At 57.9% G+C, this 19169-nt stretch carries 19 protein-coding genes; 7 read left to right on the top strand and 12 right to left on the bottom strand.

Going from position 1 to position 19169, the window contains the following annotated elements; genetic code table 11:
- Nucleotides 1-8 precede the first annotated feature (8 nt).
- A complete protein-coding gene (locus tag AC6I7J_RS00235) occupies nt 9-509 on the top strand; it encodes a YbaK/EbsC family protein (protein ID WP_166712415.1) in 501 nt (166 codons plus the stop codon).
- Nucleotides 510-530: 21 nt separating this feature from the next.
- On the top strand, nt 531-1436 hold the full coding sequence (locus AC6I7J_RS00230; protein ID WP_021506902.1) for an EamA family transporter: 906 nt from the start codon (nt 531-533) through the stop codon (nt 1434-1436).
- A gap of 58 nt (nt 1437-1494) precedes the next feature.
- Here the strand turns inward: AC6I7J_RS00230 and ibpA are convergent, their stop codons facing one another.
- A complete protein-coding gene (gene ibpA / locus AC6I7J_RS00225; RefSeq protein WP_010617843.1) occupies nt 1495-1911 on the bottom strand; it encodes a small heat shock chaperone IbpA in 417 nt (138 codons plus the stop codon).
- Between the two features lie 285 nt (nt 1912-2196).
- Here ibpA and AC6I7J_RS00220 point away from each other — a divergent pair, with 285 nt between their 5' ends.
- Nucleotides 2197-2556 (top strand): YceK/YidQ family lipoprotein, encoded by a 360-nt coding sequence (locus AC6I7J_RS00220; RefSeq protein WP_040679624.1) that lies wholly within the window; start codon nt 2197-2199, stop codon nt 2554-2556.
- Here AC6I7J_RS00220 and AC6I7J_RS00215 read toward each other — a convergent pair.
- The 11 genes from AC6I7J_RS00215 to dnaA form a co-directional block, all read right to left on the bottom strand.
- Nucleotides 2534-3796, bottom strand: a complete 1263-nt coding sequence (locus AC6I7J_RS00215; RefSeq protein ID WP_264241077.1) for a YidR family protein — start codon at nt 3794-3796, stop codon at nt 2534-2536. The genes AC6I7J_RS00220 and AC6I7J_RS00215 overlap by 23 nt on opposite strands.
- Nucleotides 3797-3902: 106 nt before the next feature.
- Complete coding sequence (locus AC6I7J_RS00210) at nt 3903-5195, bottom strand: MFS transporter (RefSeq protein WP_058770733.1); 1293 nt, start codon at nt 5193-5195, stop codon at nt 3903-3905.
- A 244-nt stretch (nt 5196-5439) separates the two neighbouring features.
- Nucleotides 5440-6588, bottom strand: a complete 1149-nt coding sequence (gene dgoD, locus AC6I7J_RS00205) for a galactonate dehydratase (RefSeq protein ID WP_058758194.1) — start codon at nt 6586-6588, stop codon at nt 5440-5442.
- Nucleotides 6585-7202, bottom strand: coding sequence for a 2-dehydro-3-deoxy-6-phosphogalactonate aldolase (locus AC6I7J_RS00200; RefSeq protein WP_136546220.1), 618 nt, complete (start codon nt 7200-7202; stop codon nt 6585-6587). The genes dgoD and AC6I7J_RS00200 overlap by 4 nt, the downstream gene beginning before the upstream one ends.
- Nucleotides 7186-8064: a 2-dehydro-3-deoxygalactonokinase gene (locus AC6I7J_RS00195; RefSeq protein ID WP_058758195.1), complete on the bottom strand. Its 879-nt coding sequence runs from the start codon at nt 8062-8064 to the stop codon at nt 7186-7188. Before AC6I7J_RS00195 ends, AC6I7J_RS00200 begins: the two co-directional genes overlap by 17 nt.
- The gene (locus tag AC6I7J_RS00190; RefSeq protein ID WP_498006461.1) at nt 8061-8759 is read right to left on the bottom strand and encodes a FadR/GntR family transcriptional regulator; all 699 of its coding nucleotides are present in this window, start codon (nt 8757-8759) and stop codon (nt 8061-8063) included. Before AC6I7J_RS00190 ends, AC6I7J_RS00195 begins: the two co-directional genes overlap by 4 nt.
- Nucleotides 8760-8975: 216 nt before the next feature.
- The gene (yidA, locus tag AC6I7J_RS00185; protein WP_498006459.1) at nt 8976-9785 is read right to left on the bottom strand and encodes a sugar-phosphatase; all 810 of its coding nucleotides are present in this window, start codon (nt 9783-9785) and stop codon (nt 8976-8978) included.
- A gap of 174 nt (nt 9786-9959) precedes the next feature.
- Nucleotides 9960-12368 (bottom strand): DNA topoisomerase (ATP-hydrolyzing) subunit B, encoded by a 2409-nt coding sequence (gene gyrB / locus AC6I7J_RS00180; protein WP_127833470.1) that lies wholly within the window; start codon nt 12366-12368, stop codon nt 9960-9962.
- 17 nt (nt 12369-12385) lie between these two features.
- Nucleotides 12386-13471, bottom strand: coding sequence for a DNA replication/repair protein RecF (gene recF / locus AC6I7J_RS00175; RefSeq protein ID WP_136546224.1), 1086 nt, complete (start codon nt 13469-13471; stop codon nt 12386-12388).
- 179 nt (nt 13472-13650) lie between these two features.
- The gene (dnaN, locus tag AC6I7J_RS00170; protein ID WP_010617831.1) at nt 13651-14751 is read right to left on the bottom strand and encodes a DNA polymerase III subunit beta; all 1101 of its coding nucleotides are present in this window, start codon (nt 14749-14751) and stop codon (nt 13651-13653) included.
- A gap of 5 nt (nt 14752-14756) precedes the next feature.
- Nucleotides 14757-16160: a chromosomal replication initiator protein DnaA gene (dnaA, locus tag AC6I7J_RS00165; RefSeq protein ID WP_031279599.1), complete on the bottom strand. Its 1404-nt coding sequence runs from the start codon at nt 16158-16160 to the stop codon at nt 14757-14759.
- Between the two features lie 601 nt (nt 16161-16761).
- Here dnaA and rpmH point away from each other — a divergent pair.
- The 4 genes from rpmH to yidC are packed head-to-tail and all read left to right on the top strand — an operon-like array spanning nt 16762 to nt 19147.
- The gene (gene rpmH, locus AC6I7J_RS00160; RefSeq protein WP_000831330.1) at nt 16762-16902 is read left to right on the top strand and encodes a 50S ribosomal protein L34; all 141 of its coding nucleotides are present in this window, start codon (nt 16762-16764) and stop codon (nt 16900-16902) included.
- A gap of 15 nt (nt 16903-16917) precedes the next feature.
- Nucleotides 16918-17277, top strand: a complete 360-nt coding sequence (gene rnpA / locus AC6I7J_RS00155; RefSeq protein ID WP_040679622.1) for a ribonuclease P protein component — start codon at nt 16918-16920, stop codon at nt 17275-17277.
- Entirely contained in the window at nt 17241-17498 is a 258-nt protein-coding gene (gene yidD, locus AC6I7J_RS00150) for a membrane protein insertion efficiency factor YidD (RefSeq protein ID WP_071813586.1), read from the top strand. The genes rnpA and yidD overlap by 37 nt, the downstream gene beginning before the upstream one ends.
- 2 nt (nt 17499-17500) lie before the next feature.
- Complete coding sequence (gene yidC, locus AC6I7J_RS00145) at nt 17501-19147, top strand: membrane protein insertase YidC (RefSeq protein WP_021506916.1); 1647 nt, start codon at nt 17501-17503, stop codon at nt 19145-19147.
- The last annotated feature ends 22 nt before the right edge of the window (nt 19148-19169 follow it).

Below are 19169 nucleotides of genomic sequence, written 5' to 3'. Positions count from 1 at the left end.
AAGACAGTATGACAACCTATGACAAAGTGATTGCGCTGCTGGATGCGCAGCAGGCCCGCTACCGCGTGGTGGAGCATGAGGCCATCGGCCAGACCGAGGTGATCAGCGCTATCCGCGGAAACGATCTCCAGCAGGCGGCCAAAGCCATGGTGCTGGAAGTCACTATGCCGGACGGTGCCGCGCCGCGCTATCTGCTGGCGATCGTACCCGGCGACTGCAAAATCAACTTCAAACACGCCGCGCGTGCCATTGGCGGTAAGAAGTCGACGTTTGCCACCCCTGAGCAGGCACAAGTGCTGACGCAGTGCGTGATGGGCGCGGTGCCGCCGTTTAGTTTTGATGACCGACTGGCGCTGCGCGTGGATGCGCGACTGCGTGATGTCGGGACGCTGTGGTTTAACGCCGGCGCGCTGGACCGCTCGGTAGCTTTGGATGTGGATGATTATTTTCGACTGATCGGCGACGACTGCGGTGCAGAGATCGCCACACCGGTGACGGCAACCGCCTGATTGCCGCGCTGAGGAATGCGTATGTCCGTGAAAGATATGTTGTTAGCCCTGTGCGTCGTGGTGGCGTGGGGCGTAAATTTTGTGGTGATTAAGCTGGGTTTGCAGGGCATGCCGCCCTTTTTGCTGGCGGGACTGCGTTTTACGCTGGTGGCGTTTCCGGCGATCTTTTTCGTGCGTCGTCCGGCAATTCCGCTGCGCTGGCTGGTGGTGTATGGCATGACCATCAGCTTTGGTCAGTTCGCGTTTCTGTTCCTCGCCATCAAGCTCGGCATGCCAGCCGGGCTGGCTTCGCTGGTGCTGCAGGCGCAGGCATTTTTCACCCTGCTGCTCGGCGCGCTGCTGCTGGCCGAGAAGCTGCGCTGGAACCACATCGCCGGCATTCTGGTCGCCACGCTCGGCATGTTTATGCTGGCAACCGCCGGTATGGAGGGCCAGACAACCGCGGGCATCACGCTGACCACCATGATGCTGACGCTGGCGGCGGCGCTGTCGTGGGGGCTGGGCAATATCACTAACAAGATTATCCTGCGCAACCGCAAGGTGCCGGTGATGTCGCTGGTGGTATGGAGCGCGCTGGTACCGATTGCGCCGTTCTTTGCCTGTTCGTGGTGGTTCGAGGGCGAATCCGCCATTGTCACCAGCCTGCTGGATATTTCGCTGCAGACGGTGCTGGCGCTGCTCTATCTGGCGTTTTTCGCCACCATCATTGGCTACGCCATCTGGGGCAATCTGCTCAGCCGCTACGAAACCTGGCGCGTGGCGCCGCTGTCGCTGCTGGTGCCGGTGGTCGGTATTCTCAGCGCCGCGCTGATCCTCGGCGAAACTCTGTCGGCACAGGAGATTCTCGGCGCGTCGGTGATCATTCTCGGGCTGCTGGTGAATGTGTTTGGCGGTATGGTGAGCCAGCGCCTGCTGGTACGTACCTGATGATGCAGCCATAAAAAAACGCCGCGTTGCAGCGGCGTTTTTCTTTACTTCGTTAGCCTTATTTCAGGATTTCAATCCGGCGTGGTTTCGCCTCTTCCGGGACGATGCGTTCCAGATCGATACTCAGCAGGCCCAGTTCGAGACGCGCATCGCGCACCACGATGTGATCGGCCAGCTGGAATTTGCGTTCGAAGTTACGTTCTGCGATGCCCTGGTACAGGTATTTACGTTCCTGCTGCTCTTCAGGGTGGGCGCCGCGTACCACCAGCATGTTGTCATGGGCGGTGATATCCAGTTCGCTCTGCGCAAAGCCAGCGACGGCAATGGTGATGCGATAGTGGTTTTCGTCTACCAGCTCGACGTTGTACGGAGGGTAGCCGCCGTTAGCCTGGTTTTGGTTGGACTCAAGCAGGTTAAACAGACGGTCGAAACCAATAGCAGAACGATAAAGCGGAGAGAGATCAAAGTTACGCATAATAAGACTCCTGATAATCAGCAAGTTTTGGCAACCTTCCACCATGGACAGGTTGTCCGGCCCGTCGGTGTCCCTGTCGGCGACCGCGTCGTGACCGTAGCTTAAAGATGGGTGCGCTCAGGTCGCTTTCAAGGGGCAATGCGCTTTTTTTTGCAGCAATTCTGACGATATGGCATACACTCAGGGGACGCTTCGCCTGACGGGAAGGACATAACCACAGAGTTATGCGGATGTCAGGTGACACACTCCAGCCAGGGCCATGCCATGACTGTAGGGATGATGATGATGAAAATGATGAAACGCTTTCCGCTCACCGGCCTGCTGGTCTGCTGCGCCTGTGCCACATCAGGCTGCTCCAGCGTGATGTCCCATACCGGTGCCAGCCAGGGTTACTACCCCGGCACGCGCGCCAGCGCAGAGATGCTGACCGATGACAATACCAGCTGGGCGATTAAACCGCTGGCGCTGATCGATCTGCCCTTTTCGGCAGTGATGGATACGCTGCTGCTGCCGTGGGATTACTTCCGCGCCGACGACGATAAAACCAAAGATTCGCCGCGCGAACGCGTGCTGCAGAGCGAGAAGATGGCTGGCACCCAGGCCAGCCTGGCCACTGCGGCGGCTATGCCGGCGGAATCACACTGACGCAGAACAGCTGTCGCCAGCCGTCAACCTCGCGCATGTAGGCGATCTGCTTCCCGTCCGGCGACCACACCACCGCGTCGCCGCCCGGCGGTTGCGCGCTGCGCGCGGTAAGGCGCGTACACTGTCCGCTGGCTATCTCACAACGCATCACGCTGTTATCACAGATAAAGGCGATGGCTGCGCCGTCCGGCTGCCAGCTGAAAGCAGACTGAATGCTGCTGCGCAGAGAGGTGATCTGACGCGCCGCGCCACCGTTGGGTGAGACTGTCCACAGCTGCACAATGCCCTGCTCGTCAGCCTGCAAAAAGGCGATCGCGCTGCCATCCGGCGCAGCGCGCAACCAGTGGCGCGGCTGCAGCGCCAGCCCTTTACCGTACGTGATGCGCCGCTGCTGCACGCCAGCCGGCGGTGCCGGCAGCTGCTCTGCCGTGCCCTGCAGCGGCGCATTGCCGGCTCTGGCATAGTCCGCCAGCTCCTCAGGCAGATCGACCACAAACACTTCCGGCACCTTCTCACCACTTGCATTGCGCGTATCGCCGATAAAGGCGATGGCCCAGCGCTGCCAGCTGCCGTCCGCTTTCTGATAGCCACGCTCACCAATCCAGCACTCTTCATAGGCGCGGTCAATCTGATCGCTGCCCGGTTGTGGATCGCGCCGGGTGTGGCTTACCAGCACGCAGTAGTGGCTGCCGTCATATTCGCGCGGATGCTGCTTCGGCGGGCACACCGGATGCAGCGGCACCGCCACGCCGACGTTGCGCAGGTCGTCACGCACATCGCGCTCATGCATCACGTGATCGTTATAGGTAAAGCTCAGCCGCGAGCCATCCGGACTGAACACATGCACGTGCGAGCCACCACGCAGCGCACCCGGCGTATAGGGCGCGGTGATATCGCAGGCGTCGAGGTTCTCTGCGATGCCCTGCTGAACAATCACGCCGCGCCGGTGATGAAAGTCATAGTGCCAGTGCGCATCGGGATGCTCCGGCCCATGAATACAGACATAGCGCGGCGGCAGATCCGGACTCACGGTCACCACGCCGACGTGCGCGCCATCGCGCGCCTGATACAGCACCTCGACCGCGCCGCTGTGCACGTTGACGCGCTCAATGGTCAGGCTGGTAAACGAGGCGCCGGACGGCCGCACATCAAATGCCAGCCACTGGCTGTCGGCGGTCCAGACGTTGATATTGGTCAGCTGATGATGGCGCTGAGTAAAGGTGAGTTGTTTTTCTGACATGGGGCAACCTCAGATGTAACCGTTGCCGGACAAATTACGTGATGCCGTTCAGTTAAGCAAAAGCTGAGCAGCTAATGCGGGTGCGCAGGCATGCGCACCCGGAAGCTTAGCCCACGCGCTGCACATCCCCCACCAGCAGGATGTAAGAGAGCGCGCCAATCAGCGCAACGGCGGAGATGTACACCAGCGCGGGCGCAAAGCCGTAATCCTGCGCCAGATACCCCACCACCAGCGGTACCGTGATGCCACCGAGGCCGCCGATAAAGTTAAACATGCCGCCAGTCAGGCCAATCAGGCGTACCGGCGCCAGTGACGAGACCAGCGACCAGGTGATGGACGCGAACCCGTTGCCGAAGAAGGCCAGCGCCATCAGCACCATAATCCACAGCGGATCGTTGGTGTAGTTTGCGCCCATAATGCAGGTGGAGATCAGCAGGCCGCAGATGATCGGCGTCTTGCGGGCAAAGCCGAGCGAGCGGCCGCTGCGCACCAGACGATCGGCCACCATCCCGGAGAGGATCACGCCAACAAAGGCGGCGAGAAACGGCACGGTAGTCATAAAGCCGGCCGTCAGCGCGGCAATATGTTTCTCCTGCGTCAGGTAGTTGGGGAACCAGGTAAGGAAAAACCACAGCGTTGAGGTCACCGCGAACTGGCCGAGATACACACCGCACAGCTTGCGATGAAACACCAGTTTCCAGTCGGCCGCGGTGAGTTTAACGCGTGCTTTTTTCTCGCCGGGTGCATCGCCGTCGACCATCGCGCCACCGGCACGAATGTAATCCAGCTCGGCCTGATTGATGCCTTTGCTCTGGCTCGGCGCCTGATAAACCTTCATCCACACCAGCGACCAGACAATGCCAATCCCGCCGGTGATGATAAACACCCAGTGCCAGCTCAGCAGTTCCTGAATCCAGATCAGCAGCGGCGTGAGAAACGCCAGGCCGACAAACTGACCGGAGGTGTAAAAACCGACGGCCGAAGCGCGCTCCTGTTCCGGGAACCAGCTGGTAACCAGGCGGTTATTGGTCGGGAAAGCCGGCGCTTCAAAAATACCGGTAATGGCGCGCAGACCTATCAGCGATAATAAGCCGCTGGCGAATCCCTGCAATAATGTCGCCACCGACCAGCCGAGAATAGCGATAAAATAGGTTAGGCGTGAGCCTACGCGATCGAGAAACCAGCCGCCGGGAATCTGGCACAGCGTATATAACCAGGCAAAAGCAGAAAACACATACCCCATTTCTGCTTTGCTGATGCCAAATTCCTGCTGAATATGCGCCGAGGCCACGGCTAAATTAGCGCGATCGACATAACAAATGACCACCGTAATAAAAATCATCAGCAGCGTAATATAACGGCGACGCGTAGGTTTCGCCTGAACAGCAGAGAGATCCATGGTGTTTCTCCGTCAGATGTCAGCTGGCGGACGTGCCGAAACACGCCGCAGCCAACGCAGGGTAAGGTTATCGAAGATAAAAGCCGCAGCAGCGGTAAACTGGCAGCGCGGTGAAAACAGGTTGAGCGCTGCCCTGTGCCTTATATATCCCGCACATGGTTTAAATAGTCAGATGTTTAATCGCCTGATAATCGGCGCTGTTATAAAGCGGTAAACGCAGCGACCGGGCGCAATACCACCGCCATTACCACTCGGCTACCGATCCATCCGGAAAGCGCCATAATGGGTTGCGCCAGTCTGGCGCATTTTTACTGCGCGCAATCACCAGCTCTTCATTAATTTCCACACCGAGACCGGGTTTATTTAATGGATAGAAATGGCCGTCATCCATTTTAAAATCATCTTTATTGATCACGTAATCGAGCAGTTCAGCGCCCTGATTATAGTGAATGCCCATGCTCTGCTCCTGGAACACCGCATTACGCGACACGAAGTCGACATGCAGACAGGCAGCCAGCGCAATTGGCCCCAGCGGACAGTGCGGTGCCAGCGCCACGTCGTAGGACTCGGCCATCGCCGCGATTTTGTAGCATTCGGTGATGCCGCCGGCGTGCGACAGATCCGGCTGCAGAATCGCCAGCCCACCGGCTTCCAGCACGCGCTTGAACTCGAAGCGGGAGAACATGCGTTCGCCTGCGGCAATCGGCAGATGCGTCTGCGCCGCCAGGCGCGGATAGTATTCTGCCTGCTCGGCCAGCACCGGTTCTTCAATAAACAGCGGACGATACGGCTCCAGCTCTTTGATCAGCACTTTGGCCATCGGCGCGCTGACGCGACCGTGGAAATCGAGGCCAAACTCAATGTCATTGCCAAAGGCTTCGCGGATCTGCGCTACGGTGTTAACAGCGGCATCGACCTGACGAGAATTGTCGATGATGCCCATCTCTTCGCAGCCGTTGAGTTTGAAGGTGTCAAAGCCGATACCACGTAATTTCTTAATGCCATCAATCACTTCAGCCGGACGATCGCCGCCTACCCAGCTGTATGCTTTGATGCTGTCACGCACCAGACCACCCAGCAGCTGATACACCGGCACGCCCAGCGCTTTGCCTTTAATATCCCACAGCGCCTGATCGATACCGGCAATGGCGCTCATTAAAATCGGGCCGCCACGATAAAAACCGCCGCGATACATCACCTGCCACAGATCATTAATCCGCGCCGGATCCTGCCCAATCAGATACTCCGACAGCTCGTGCACCGCCGCTTCGACGCTGCGCGCGCGCCCTTCAATCACCGGCTCGCCCCAGCCGATGATGCCTTCATCGGTTTCAATTTTCAGGAACATCCAGCGCGGCGGCAGGCGATAAGTGGTCAGTTTCGTAATTTTCATTGTACAGCGTCCTTATAGGCAGCAATAAATGCGCGGGCCTTCTCCACGGTGCGCGACAGCGGCTGACCGGCGCGATAGAGATCGCTGCCCAGGCCAGCCCCGACGCAACCGGCGGCGATAAATTCATGCAGGTTTTCCGGCGTGACGCCACCCACGGCAAAGACCGGCACCTCCGGCGGCAGCACCGCTTTCAGCGCTTTGATGTAGCCCGGACCAAACGCCGACGACGGGAAAATTTTCAGCGCCTGCGCCCCAGCCTGCAACGCGGTAAAGGCTTCGCTGGCGGTGGCACAGCCTGCGGCAACCAGCATGCCGTGCGCCACGGCCTGGCGAATCACCGCAGCATCGGTATTGGGCGTCACCACCAGCTTGCTGTTGAGCGCCGCCAGCTGATCGACCTGCGTCGCCTGCAGCACGGTGCCGGCACCGATCAGCGCTTTATCGCCGAAGGTTTGCACCATCGCGCCGATACTTTTCGCCCACTCTGGCGAGTTGAGCGGAATTTCAATCGCATCGAAACCGGCATCGATCAGCGCCGCGACGTGCGCTTCAGCTTCATCCGGCGTGATGCCACGCAGAATGGCGATCAGCGGAAGTTTAGTGGGCCAGGACATGCGCAATACTCCTTATTCCGTGCTGGAAAGCGCGATCGCCCTCCAGCGTGACTGAATCTGTTCCGATAAAGGCCAGCGCCTGCTGATAACGCTGTGCCAGCGCGCTGCCGGCGATAATGACAATCGGCTGGCGGCTATGCGTTAACTGCTGCGTCATCTGCGCCACTTCATGGCCGATTAACAGGCCAGAGAGAAAATCACTGATATGGCGCCGATCGCGCGCGCCGAGCACGTGGGCGGCACGCACTTCAAACAGGCGCGCCAGAATTGAGCGGTCGTGGCTGCCAATCTGCAAACCGTCCCGGAACGCGTCCGGACTGGCTTCCTGCGCAGGTAAACCGGCGCCAATCAGCGACTGCTTCAGCAGTAAATGGTGCAGCTCGCCGGTCATCACGGTGCGAAAATCGATGACGCGATCCTGTTCCATCTGTACCCACTTAGCGTGCGTGCCCGGCATGACATACAGCGGCGCGGGCTGCAGCGTGACCGCGCCGAGCAGCTGGGTTTCTTCACCGCGCATTACGTTGTAGTTGTCGTCACGTTCGACGCTCAGTCCCGGCACAATCCACGCTTTTCCTTCCACGCAGGTCAGGCGATCGCTTAATGCATTGAGCGCCACCGGGCAGGCGAGATAAGGCACTGCCAGCCAGCCAGCGTTGCTGCCCACCATACCGGCCATAATCACCGGGACTTCGGCCACCGGCCAGCCGTCGGTAATGGTGGCAAACACCTGAGCAGGCGTGCGGTCGCCGAGGCGCGTCACGCCCGCTTCCGAACGGCGCTCATCGACGCATTCACCGGCGCGGTAATACCAGGCGCGCAGGTTGGTGGAGCCCCAGTCAATGGCGATATAACGCGTCACAAAATCTCCTTGAGTCGGGCGGTTGAGCTGGCAATCATCGCCTTCGCCGCCTGTTCCGCCGCATCGCCATCCTGGTGGCGAATGGCATCGAACAGCGCTTTATGTTCGGCTAACGTGCGCGGCATGTTGCCGGAGTCCGCCATGTAGGTTTGCGCAAACACCGCTTTTTGCAGCTGGCTGATCGCCACATTGAGCTGCTGCAGCACCGGGTTATGCACCGAGGCCATCACCGCTTCGTGATAGCGGATATCTGCGTCGTTAAAGGCATCACGGTTGAGGTGGTTGGCCACCATCTCGTTGTAGGCCAGCTCAATCGCCGCCAGATCGGTCGACGTTGCCCGCTCGGCCGACCAGCGCGCAATCTGCGGTTCCACCAGCACGCGCACCTCATTCATGGCCGCAATCAGGCGCGGATCGTGATCGTGCGCCAGCGCCCACTGCAGTACATCGCTGTCGAGATAGTTCCACTGGTTACGTGAGGTGACAAACGCGCCGCGGTAGCGCTTCATCTCCATCAGGCGTTTAGCCATCAGGGAGCGATACACTTCGCGGATAATATTGCGCGATGTTGAAAATCGCTCGCACAGCTCCGCTTCCGCCGGCAGCGCGGCGCCCGGCACATATTTTCCCGCAACAATCTCTTTACCCAGCGTCTGGATGATGCGCTCTGTTTTACTTAGTGGTTCCTGCGTCATAGTGTTCGATTCCATGAAAGGCGTGAGAAATCAGATTACTGCTTTCGTAGTGCAAAGCCCAATCCCTGACGCATCCTGTAGCGGCGATTGTAGTACCATATATATTGTTTGTACTACAATATGGATCACAAAACAGACAACCCATCGGCGCACTGGCAGTAAAAAATTCAGCAGAGAAGTGACGGGCAGCAGAACGCCGCCCGCATCAGAGGAGGGTTACAGCACCAGCTCTTCAATGGCGTGCGCGACACCATCTTCCATATTGGTCTTGGTCACGAACTGCGCAATCTGCTTCACGGAATCAATCGCATTGCCCATCGCCACGCCGGTGCCGGCGTATTCAATCATCGCCAGATCGTTTTCCTGATCGCCAATCGCCATCACTTCTGACGGCTGCAGGCCGAGTTTCTCCGCTAGCATTTTTACGCCGTAGCCTTTGTTGACCAGCGGATTAAGGATTTCGAGATAGTAAGGTGCACTTTTCAGAATGGTATAACTGTCGCGGGCGCGCGCCGGTAAGGCGGCGATGGCTTTATCCAGCAGCTCCGGTTTGTCGATCATCATCAGTTTCGGGAAGCGCGTCGCCGGGTCCATCTCCTCTACGGCGCGATAGCGCACCGGAATGCCTGTCAGGCTGGCTTCGTGAATGGTGTATTCACTGATGTCTTTATTTGGCGTGTAGAGGAAGGATTTGTCGAACGCCTGAAAATGTACCCCAAGGTCGCGCGCCAGCTGTTCCAGGTAGAGATAGTCATCAAAGCCAAGCGTCTTCTCGGCAACCACCTCACCGCTGTCCGCTCTGTGCGCCAGTGCGCCGTTGTTGCTGATGCAATACTGCCCCGGCTGACGCAGATCCAGCTCCATCAGGTAGCGCTCCACACCAACAAACGGGCGTCCGGTGGCCAGCACGATCGACACACCTTTATCCCGCGCCCGGCCAATCGCCGCTTTGACGCCCGCCGTGATTTCGTGCTGCGGATTCAGCAGCGTGCCGTCCATATCGATCGCAATCAGTTTTATCGCCATAACGTCCTCGGTTAATTCAGGGTCTGGCTTTAATGCTAGCGCGATTCAGCTCACATTGACCAGTTAATCGGCAGCGGAAGATGCGTTGCGAACAAAGAGGTTGGTGCTCAGGAGGGAATTCATAACGGCGATCAAAACAAAAAACCCTTCCCGTTTGGGAAGGGTTTTGCGATATCAGATATCGATGTTGGCGGCTTTCAGCGCGTTCTCTTCGATGAAGGCGCGGCGCGGTTCAACCGCATCGCCCATCAGCGTGGTGAACAGCTGGTCGGCGGCGATGGCGTCTTTGATAGTGACGCGCAGCATGCGGCGGCTGTCCGGATCCATGGTGGTTTCCCACAGCTGATCCGGGTTCATCTCGCCCAGACCTTTATAGCGCTGCACTGACAGACCGCGGCGCGACTCTTTCACCAGCCAGTCAATCGCCTGCTCGAAGCTGGCAACCGGCTGACGGCGCTCGCCACGCTCAATGTAGGCATCCTCTTCAATCAAACCACGCAGGTGCGCGCCGAGTGCACAGATTTTGCGGTATTCCGCGCCGTCAATGAACTCGCTGTCCAGCGGATAATCGGTATCAACACCGTGAGTACGCACGCGCAGCACCGGCTCAAAGCGCTGCTGTTCGCGGTTTTCCCGCACCTGTGCCACATAGCTGCTGCCATGCGCTTCGCGCTCGTTCAGGTAAGCCACCAGGCTCTCCAGCCATGCGGTCACTGCAGCCTGATCGCTGAGATCGCTCAGGGTCGGATGATAAACCAGCGCGCGCAGCAGCGCAGACGGGAAGCGGCGCTCCATACGCTTGATCATCTTCTGGGTGCTGTTGTATTCCGCCACCAGGCTTTCCAGCGGCTCGCCGCCCAGCGCCGGTGCGCTGGCGTTGGTGTGCAGCGTTGCGCCGTCCAGCGCGATGGCAATCTGATACTGGTCCATCGCGTCGTCATCTTTAATGTACTGCTCCTGCTTGCCCTTCTTCACCTTGTACAGCGGTGGCTGCGCGATGTAGACGTGGCCACGCTCGATGATTTCCGGCATCTGGCGATAGAAGAAGGTCAGCAGCAGCGTACGGATGTGCGAACCATCGACGTCCGCATCGGTCATGATGATGATGCTGTGATAGCGCAACTTGTCCGGGTTGTACTCATCGCGGCCGATACCGCAGCCCAGCGCGGTAATCAGCGTGGCGACTTCCTGTGAAGAGAGCATTTTGTCGAAACGCGCTTTCTCCACGTTAAGGATTTTACCTTTCAGCGGCAGAATCGCCTGGTTCTTACGGTTACGTCCCTGCTTGGCGGAACCGCCTGCAGAGTCACCCTCCACCAGGTAGATTTCAGACAGCGCCGGATCGCGCTCCTGACAGTCTGCCAGCTTGCCCGGCAGGCCCGCCAGGTCCAGCGCGCCTTTACGGCGGGTCATTTCACGTGCACGACGTGCGGCTTCACGCGCACGCGCGGCATCGATGATTTTACCGACCACGATTTTGGCGTCAGACGGATTTTCCAGCAGGTATTCGCTCAGCAGTTCGTTCATCTGCTGTTCCACCGCCGATTTCACCTCGGAAGAGACCAGCTTGTCTTTGGTCTGAGAGGAGAATTTCGGATCCGGCACCTTCACCGAAACCACTGCCACCAGCCCTTCACGCGCGTCGTCACCGGTAGCGCTGACTTTGGCTTTTTTGCTGTAACCTTCTTTATCCATGTAGGCATTGAGCGTACGCGTCATCGCCGCGCGGAAACCGGCAAGGTGCGTTCCGCCGTCGCGCTGCGGAATATTGTTGGTGAAGCAGTAGATGTTTTCCTGGAAACCGTCGTTCCACTGCAGCGCAACTTCGACGCCGATACCGTCTTTTTCGGTGGAGAAGTAGAACACATTCGGGTGAATCGGGTTCTTATTGCGGTTGAGATATTCAACGAACGCTTTGATACCACCTTCGTAATGGTAGTGATCGTTTTTATCGTCGCGCTTGTCTTCCAGGCGAATCGACACGCCGGAGTTAAGGAATGACAGCTCGCGCAGACGCTTCGCCAGGATTTCATATTCAAAATCGGTGACGTTGGTGAACGTATCGTGGCTCGGCCAGAAACGCACGCGCGTACCGGTAGCGTCGGTATCGCCGGTCACCGCCAGCGGCGCCTGCGGCACACCGTGCACGTAGGTTTGCTGATGCACTTTGCCGTCGCGACGAATGGTCAGTTCCAGCTTCTGCGACAGGGCGTTCACCACCGATACGCCGACGCCGTGCAGACCACCGGAAACTTTATAAGAGTTGTCATCAAACTTACCGCCGGCATGCAGTACGGTCATGATCACTTCGGCAGCAGAGACGCCCTCTTCCGGGTGGATACCGGTCGGAATACCACGGCCGTCATCCTGTACGGAGACAGAGTTGTCGGCATGGATGGTGACCACGATATCACTACAGTGGCCGGCGAGCGCTTCGTCGATGGCGTTATCCACGACCTCGAATACCATGTGATGCAGACCGGTGCCGTCATCCGTATCGCCGATGTACATACCCGGGCGTTTGCGTACCGCATCAAGCCCTTTCAGGACTTTGATACTTGAGGAGTCATAAGAATTCGACATCAACGTTTCTCGCTCATTTAATCTTCAGGTTGAACCGCTATTTTACCCTGTTCCACGCGGAACATCTTGCCCTTTTCGTCACTCATATCGATTACATGCTCGACACCAATGGCGCTGACAAACACCTGAGCCTGCGTGGCTTTCAGGCGTTCCGCCAGCAGGCGACGACGGGTGTCATCCAGCTCGGAGGCGAAGTCGTCAATCAGGTATAAACAGCGACGTCCGCTGCTGCGCGTCAGGTACTCGCCCTGCGCTAACCGCAACGCACACATCAGCAGCTTTAACTGACCGCGTGAGAGTAAATCTTCCACCGGCGTGCCTTCAGCACGAATCCGAAAATCGGCTTTGTGCGGACCGCTGGCGGTGTAGGTGAGCGCACGATCGCGCTCGAAGTTGCGCTCCAGCAGCTCGCCGAAGTCGCTCTCTTTGTCCCAGCCACGCTGGAAGGAGAAGCTCAGCGCAAACTCCGGTAAAAACTGGCTGCAGGTGACGGTGATTTCGCTGGCAATGGCTGCGCTGTATTCAGCGCGCCAGGCGCTGATCTGTTCTGCCAGCGGCACCAGCTCCTGATCCCATGGCCGGATCTGGCTGTAGCGCGCGACCTGGCGCAGCGCCGCGTTGCGCTGTTTCAGCAGGCGACGCAGATTGCTCCAGGCCAGAAAGAAACCGGGATAAGCATGAAAGCAGCCCCAGTCGATGTAGGCTCTACGGTATTTGGGGCCGCCGTTGAGCAAAGTAAACCCCTCTGGCGTAATCAGCTGCATCGGCAGCAGCTGCGCCAGCTCGGCGACTTTGTGGCCGTCGCTGCCGTCGATGCGGACTTTGCTGTCGCCGGCGCGGTTTTTACTCAGGCCGACCGCCAGCTCGCGCTCGCTGCCTTCAATCCGCCCGTGCAACACAAACGCGTCCTGATCGTGACGAATTACGCGTCCGGCCTGCAAACTGCGGAATGCGCGGCCGTGGCCCAGCGTATAAATCGCCTCCAGCACGCTGGTTTTACCGCTGCCGTTGGCGCCCACAAGAAAATTAAAGCCCGGCGCCAGCGTGAGATCGGCCTGCTCAATATTACGAAAATCTTTAATCAGGAGGCGGGTTAAAGCCATGAACGAATCCAGCTGCGCATTAAGAAGTGGTGTTCACCTAACCCTGCAATCGAGGGCGTTAACGGCGAAGCTAGTTTGCGCACGGCCAGCGCACAGACCCTGGGAGCATACTGAAGTATGTGACCAGGGGCGAGCACTGCCCGGGTGCAAAATAGCGAGTAAGTTAGCCCGCCAGACGATCACAGGCGCATGGGCATCACGACGTAGGCCGCAGCCGGACTGGCTACATCTTCAATCTGCACGCTGGAAACCGAATCCGTCAGCAGCAGACGCACGTTTTCGCACTTCAGCGCGTTCAGCACATCCAGCACGTAGCTGACGTTAAAACCAATCTCCAGCTCGGTGCCGCTGTACGACACATCCAGCATCTCTTCCGCCTCTTCCTGCTCCGGGTTATTGGCGGTGATGCGCAGCTGATTTTCGGTGATATAGATGCGAACACCACGGAACTTCTCGTTCGACAGGATTGCCGCGCGGGCAAAAGCCTGTTTCAGCAGATCGCAGCCCGCTTCCAGCGCTTTGTCAGGATTCTTCGGCAACACGCGGCGATAATCCGGGAAACGGCCATCAACCAGCTTCGACGTAAAGATGAAGTCGCCAACATGCGCACGAATGTTGCTGCTACCAATCTGCACCTGCAGCGGCGTTTCACCGCCGTCCAGCAGACGAACCAGCTCAATCACACCTTTGCGCGGTACGATCACCGAATGGTTCGGCAGCGCCTGCCCGACAGGCATCGAACAGACCGCCAGGCGATGGCCGTCGGTGGCAACGGTGCGCAGCTCTTCGCCTTCGGTCTCGAACAGCATGCCGTTGAGATAGTAACGCACATCCTGATGCGCCATGGAGAATTGCGTGGCCTCAATCAGGCGTTTGAGCGTGGCCTGCGGCAACGTGAATTCCACTTCGCTCTGCCAGTCGTCGAGATTCGGGAAGTCGCTGGCTGGCAGCGTCGACAGCGAAAAGCGGCTGCGGCCGGAGCGCACCAGCATGCGGTCACCTTCCAGCGTCAGACTGATCTCTGCGCCTTCAGGCAGACCACGGCAGATATCAAGAAACTTACGCGCCGGGACGGTTGTCGCGCCTGGTTCGTGCGGCTGGGTCAGCGCCACGCGCGCTACCATCTCCATCTCAAGATCGGTACCGGTCAGCAGCAGCGTGCCTTCATTCACCTGCAGCAGTAAATTTCCGAGGATCGGCAGCGTCGGGCGTCCGCCAAGCGGGCCACTCACCTGTTGCAGCGGCTTCAGCAACTGCTCACGTTCAACAATAAATTTCATATGCGTCAGGAAGATAATGTTCGAATGAGGTTAGAGAAATCTTCTTTGATGTCGTGGCTCTCTTCACGCAGCTGCTCGATTTTACGGCAGGCATGAAGCACGGTGGTATGGTCACGGCCACCAAACGCATCGCCAATTTCCGGCAGGCTGTGGTTGGTGAGCTCTTTGGCCATCGCCATCGCCATTTGACGCGGACGCGCCACCGAGCGCGAACGGCGCTTCGACAGCAAATCCGCCACTTTAATTTTGTAGTACTCGGCAACCGTCTTCTGGATGTTGTCGATGGTCACCAGCTTTTCCTGCAGTGCCAGCAGGTCGCGCAGCGCTTCGCGCACAAAATCGATGGTAATGGCACGCCCGGTAAAGTTGGCATTGGCAATCACGCGATTAAGTGCCCCTTCCAGCTCACGCACGTTAGAGCGCAGACGCTTGGCAATAAAGAAGGCCACTTCGCCCGGCAGACGGATGTCGTTTTCGTCCGCCTTTTTCATCAGGATCGCGACACGCGTCTCCAGCTCAGGCGGCTCGATCGCCACGGTTAATCCCCAGCCAAAGCGTGATTTCAGACGATCTTCCACCCCGTTGATCTCTTTCGGGTAACGATCCGAGGTCAGGATGATCTGCTGATTACCTTCCAGCAGCGCGTTGAAGGTGTGGAAAAACTCTTCCTGCGAGCGCTCTTTATTGGCAAAGAACTGAATATCATCGATCAGCAGCGCGTCCACCGAACGGTAGTAGCGCTTAAACTCCTCGATGGCGTTGTTCTGCAGCGCTTTCACCATATCCTGCACGAAGCGTTCAGAGTGCATATAAACCACTTTGGCATTCGGCTTGCGCGCGATGATGCCGTTGCCCACCGCGTGCAGCAGGTGCGTTTTGCCGAGGCCGGTGCCGCCATACAGGAACAGCGGGTTGTAAGCGCCACCAGGATTATCCGCCACCTGACGTGCCGCCGCGCGCGCCAGCTGGTTGGATTTACCCTCAACGAAGTTGTCGAAGTTGTGGCGGTTATTCACGTTCGAGCGGTAGGTCACATCAGCCGGTGCCGGAACCGAATCCCAGCTCGGGCGCAGCGGCTGTGCCGGTGCCGGACGATTCTCAGCCGGCGCGGGCGCGCTGACGCTGCTGGCCATAGCGGGTTGCGTAGCAGCGACCGGCGCAACCGGGCGCGTGCCGACCTCAAAACGCAGCAGCGGCACGTTCGCACCGCAGAATTCATTCAGCAGCCCATTGATACTATTGAGATATTTATCCCGAACCCAGTCGAGTACAAACCGATTTGGTGCATACAAGGCCAGCGTATTGTCGTTCAATTCAGCCTGCAGCGGACGAATCCACATGCTGAATTCGGTGGCAGGAAGCTCATCCTGCAAACGGGCAAGACACTGTTGCCAAAGCGTAAGTGACACGGCGGACTCCACTCGTACAAAATCGATAAGAATTTCAGGCGCTAATAATAGAAACTGTCTTTTTTGACACAGGCGGTCAGAAAGCGCCTGCGACCGCTATCCGCGGTAGTCATCCCCGGCGATCGCAAGGAGGATCGTCAGCGGAAGGGCGGATCATAGCGCAAAGCGCCTCAGAGATCTTCCCTTTCTACACAGTTTTGATCCATTTTATCCACAGGGTGTCCAGGCATGCATCAGTTTACGCCGTCTGCGGAAAAAGCGAGCGGGGATCAGGCTGAAAGCGAGAAATTTTCCACCGCGCTCGCATTTTTGCCGTTACGATCGGCGCGGCGATCGCAAGAAGATCCTGGACGATCCTTGCGCTTTCCTTTATAGCCCGTATAATTCCCCACCCGGCATTGGCGCGTGAAGCTTTGATGCCCGGAATTAGCGGGCTGTATCAGAGTTTTCAGGTCTCGCGCCCAGCGAAGTAAATTGACTCCGGACTGTACAATTATTACAATCCCGCCTCTTTATTAAAGACACATTGAGGCGTCGGTCGTTTTACTGGCCCGAAAACGCGTCACCCAGTGAAATTTTTCAAGTTTAGGTAGAAATCGCCATGAAACGCACTTTTCAACCGTCCGTACTGAAGCGCAACCGTTCTCACGGCTTCCGTGCTCGTATGGCTACTAAAAATGGTCGTCAGGTTCTGGCACGTCGTCGTGCTAAAGGCCGTGCTCGTCTGACCGTTTCTAAGTAATAAAAGCTAACCCTCGTGGTTAAGCTCGCATTTCCCAGGGAGTTACGTTTGTTAACTCCCGCTCATTTCACTTTCGTCTTCCAGCAACCTCTTCGGGCTGGCACGCCGCAAATCACCATCCTCGGCCGCCTTAATTCGCTGGGGCATCCCCGCATCGGTCTTACCGTCGCCAAGAAGCACGTGAAACGCGCCCATGAACGCAACCGGATCAAGCGATTGACCCGCGAAAGCTTTCGTTTGCGTCAACACGAGCTGCCGCCGATGGATTTTGTCATCGTGGCGAAAAAAGGGATTGCTGACCTCGATAACCGTGCACTGACGGAAGCGTTGGAGAAATTATGGCGTCGTCACTGTCGCCTGGCGCGCGGCTCCTGATCGCCCTGATACGCGTTTATCAACGCGCCATCAGCCCACTGCTGGGACCTCATTGCCGGTTCCATCCCACCTGCTCGCAGTATGGGGTGGAAGCTGTACGCCGCTTCGGCATGTTAAAAGGCAGTTGGTTGACGATTAAACGCGTATTAAAATGCCACCCTTTGAACCCGGGTGGCGACGATCCGGTGCCGCCAAAAACCTTTGATACCAGAGAACATTAACGATGGATTCGCAACGCAATCTCTTTCTCATCGCTTTTCTGTTCGTGTCTTTTATGATCTGGCAAGCCTGGCAGACGGACCACGCTCCGCAGCCACAGCAGACCCAGACCACGCAGAACACAAGCAGCGCAGCGGGTGATGCCGCCTCTTCCGGCGTGCCGGCTAGCGGCCAGGGCAAAACGATCACCGTTAAGACTGATGTCCTGTCACTCAACATTAATACCCGCGGCGGTGATATCGAGCAGGCACAGCTGCTGACTTACCCGGACAAACTGGGTTCAGACGCACCGTTCCAGCTGCTGGAAACCACTCCGGCCTTCGTTTATCAGGCGCAGAGCGGCTTAACCGGCCGTAACGGTCCGGATAACCCGAACAACGGCGCACGTCCGCTGTATACCGCTTCCCAGGATCACTTCGAGATGGCCGATGGCCAGACCGAGCTGCGCGTGCCGCTGAGCTGGACCGGTGAGAACGGCGTGGTTTACACCAAAACCTTCGTGTTCAAACGTGGCGAATTCGCGGTTAACGTCGACTACAACATCAATAACGCCTCGCAGCAGCCGCTGGAAGTGGCGATGTTTGGTCAGCTGAAGCAGACGATTGATCTGCCGAAGCATCGCGATACCGGCAGCAATAACTTTGCGCTGCACACTTTCCGTGGTGCCGCTTACTCGACCAGCGATGCGAAGTATGAAAAATACAAATTCGATACCATCGCTGATAACGAGAACCTGAACACCACCACCAGCAACGGCTGGGTGGCGATGCTGCAGCAGTACTTTGCGACCGCATGGGTGCCGCGCACTCAGGGTAACAATACGCTGTACACCAGCAATCTCGGCAACGGTGTGGCGGCAATCGGCTATAAGTCGGCGCCTGTGACCATCGCCGCCGGCGCGCAGCAGGATCTCGGTGCCACCCTGTGGGTCGGTCCGGAAATCCAGGACAAAATGGCCGCTATCGCGCCGCACCTCGATCTGACCGTGGATTACGGCTGGCTGTGGTTCATCTCTCAGCCGCTGTTTAAGCTGCTGAAGTTCCTGCACAGCTTTATCGGTAACTGGGGCTTCTCCATTATCGTTATCACCTTCATCGTGCGTGGCATCATGTACCCGCTGACCAAAGCGCAGTACACCTCGATGGCCAAGATGCGTATGCTGCAGCCGAAGATTCAGGCCATGCGTGAGCGTCTGGGTGATGATAAGCAGAAGCAGAGCCAGGAGATGATGGCGCTGTATAAGGCGGAGAAAGTGAACCCGCTGGGCGGCTGTCTGCCACTGGTTATCCAGATGCCAATCTTCCTGGCGCTGTACTACATGCTGTCCGGTTCCGTTGAACTGCGTCATGCTCCGTTTGTACTGTGGATCCATGACCTGTCCGCGCAGGACCCGTACTACATTCTGCCGGTCATCATGGGTATCACCATGTTCTTCATTCAGAAGATGTCACCGACCACCGTGACCGATCCGATGCAGCAGAAGATCATGACTTACATGCCGGTTATCTTTACCGTGTTCTTCCTGTGGTTCCCGTCAGGTCTGGTGCTGTACTACATCGTCAGCAACCTGGTAACCATTCTCCAGCAGCAGCTGATTTATCGCGGGCTGGAAAAGCGTGGTTTACACAGCCGCGACAAGAAGAAAGCGTAACGCCCGGCAACGCTGAGCAGGA

It is taken from the genome of Type-C symbiont of Plautia stali (assembly GCF_059730935.1).
The sequence above is the reverse complement of the archived record's forward strand: the minus strand, read 5'-3'. Positions and strand labels throughout refer to the sequence as shown.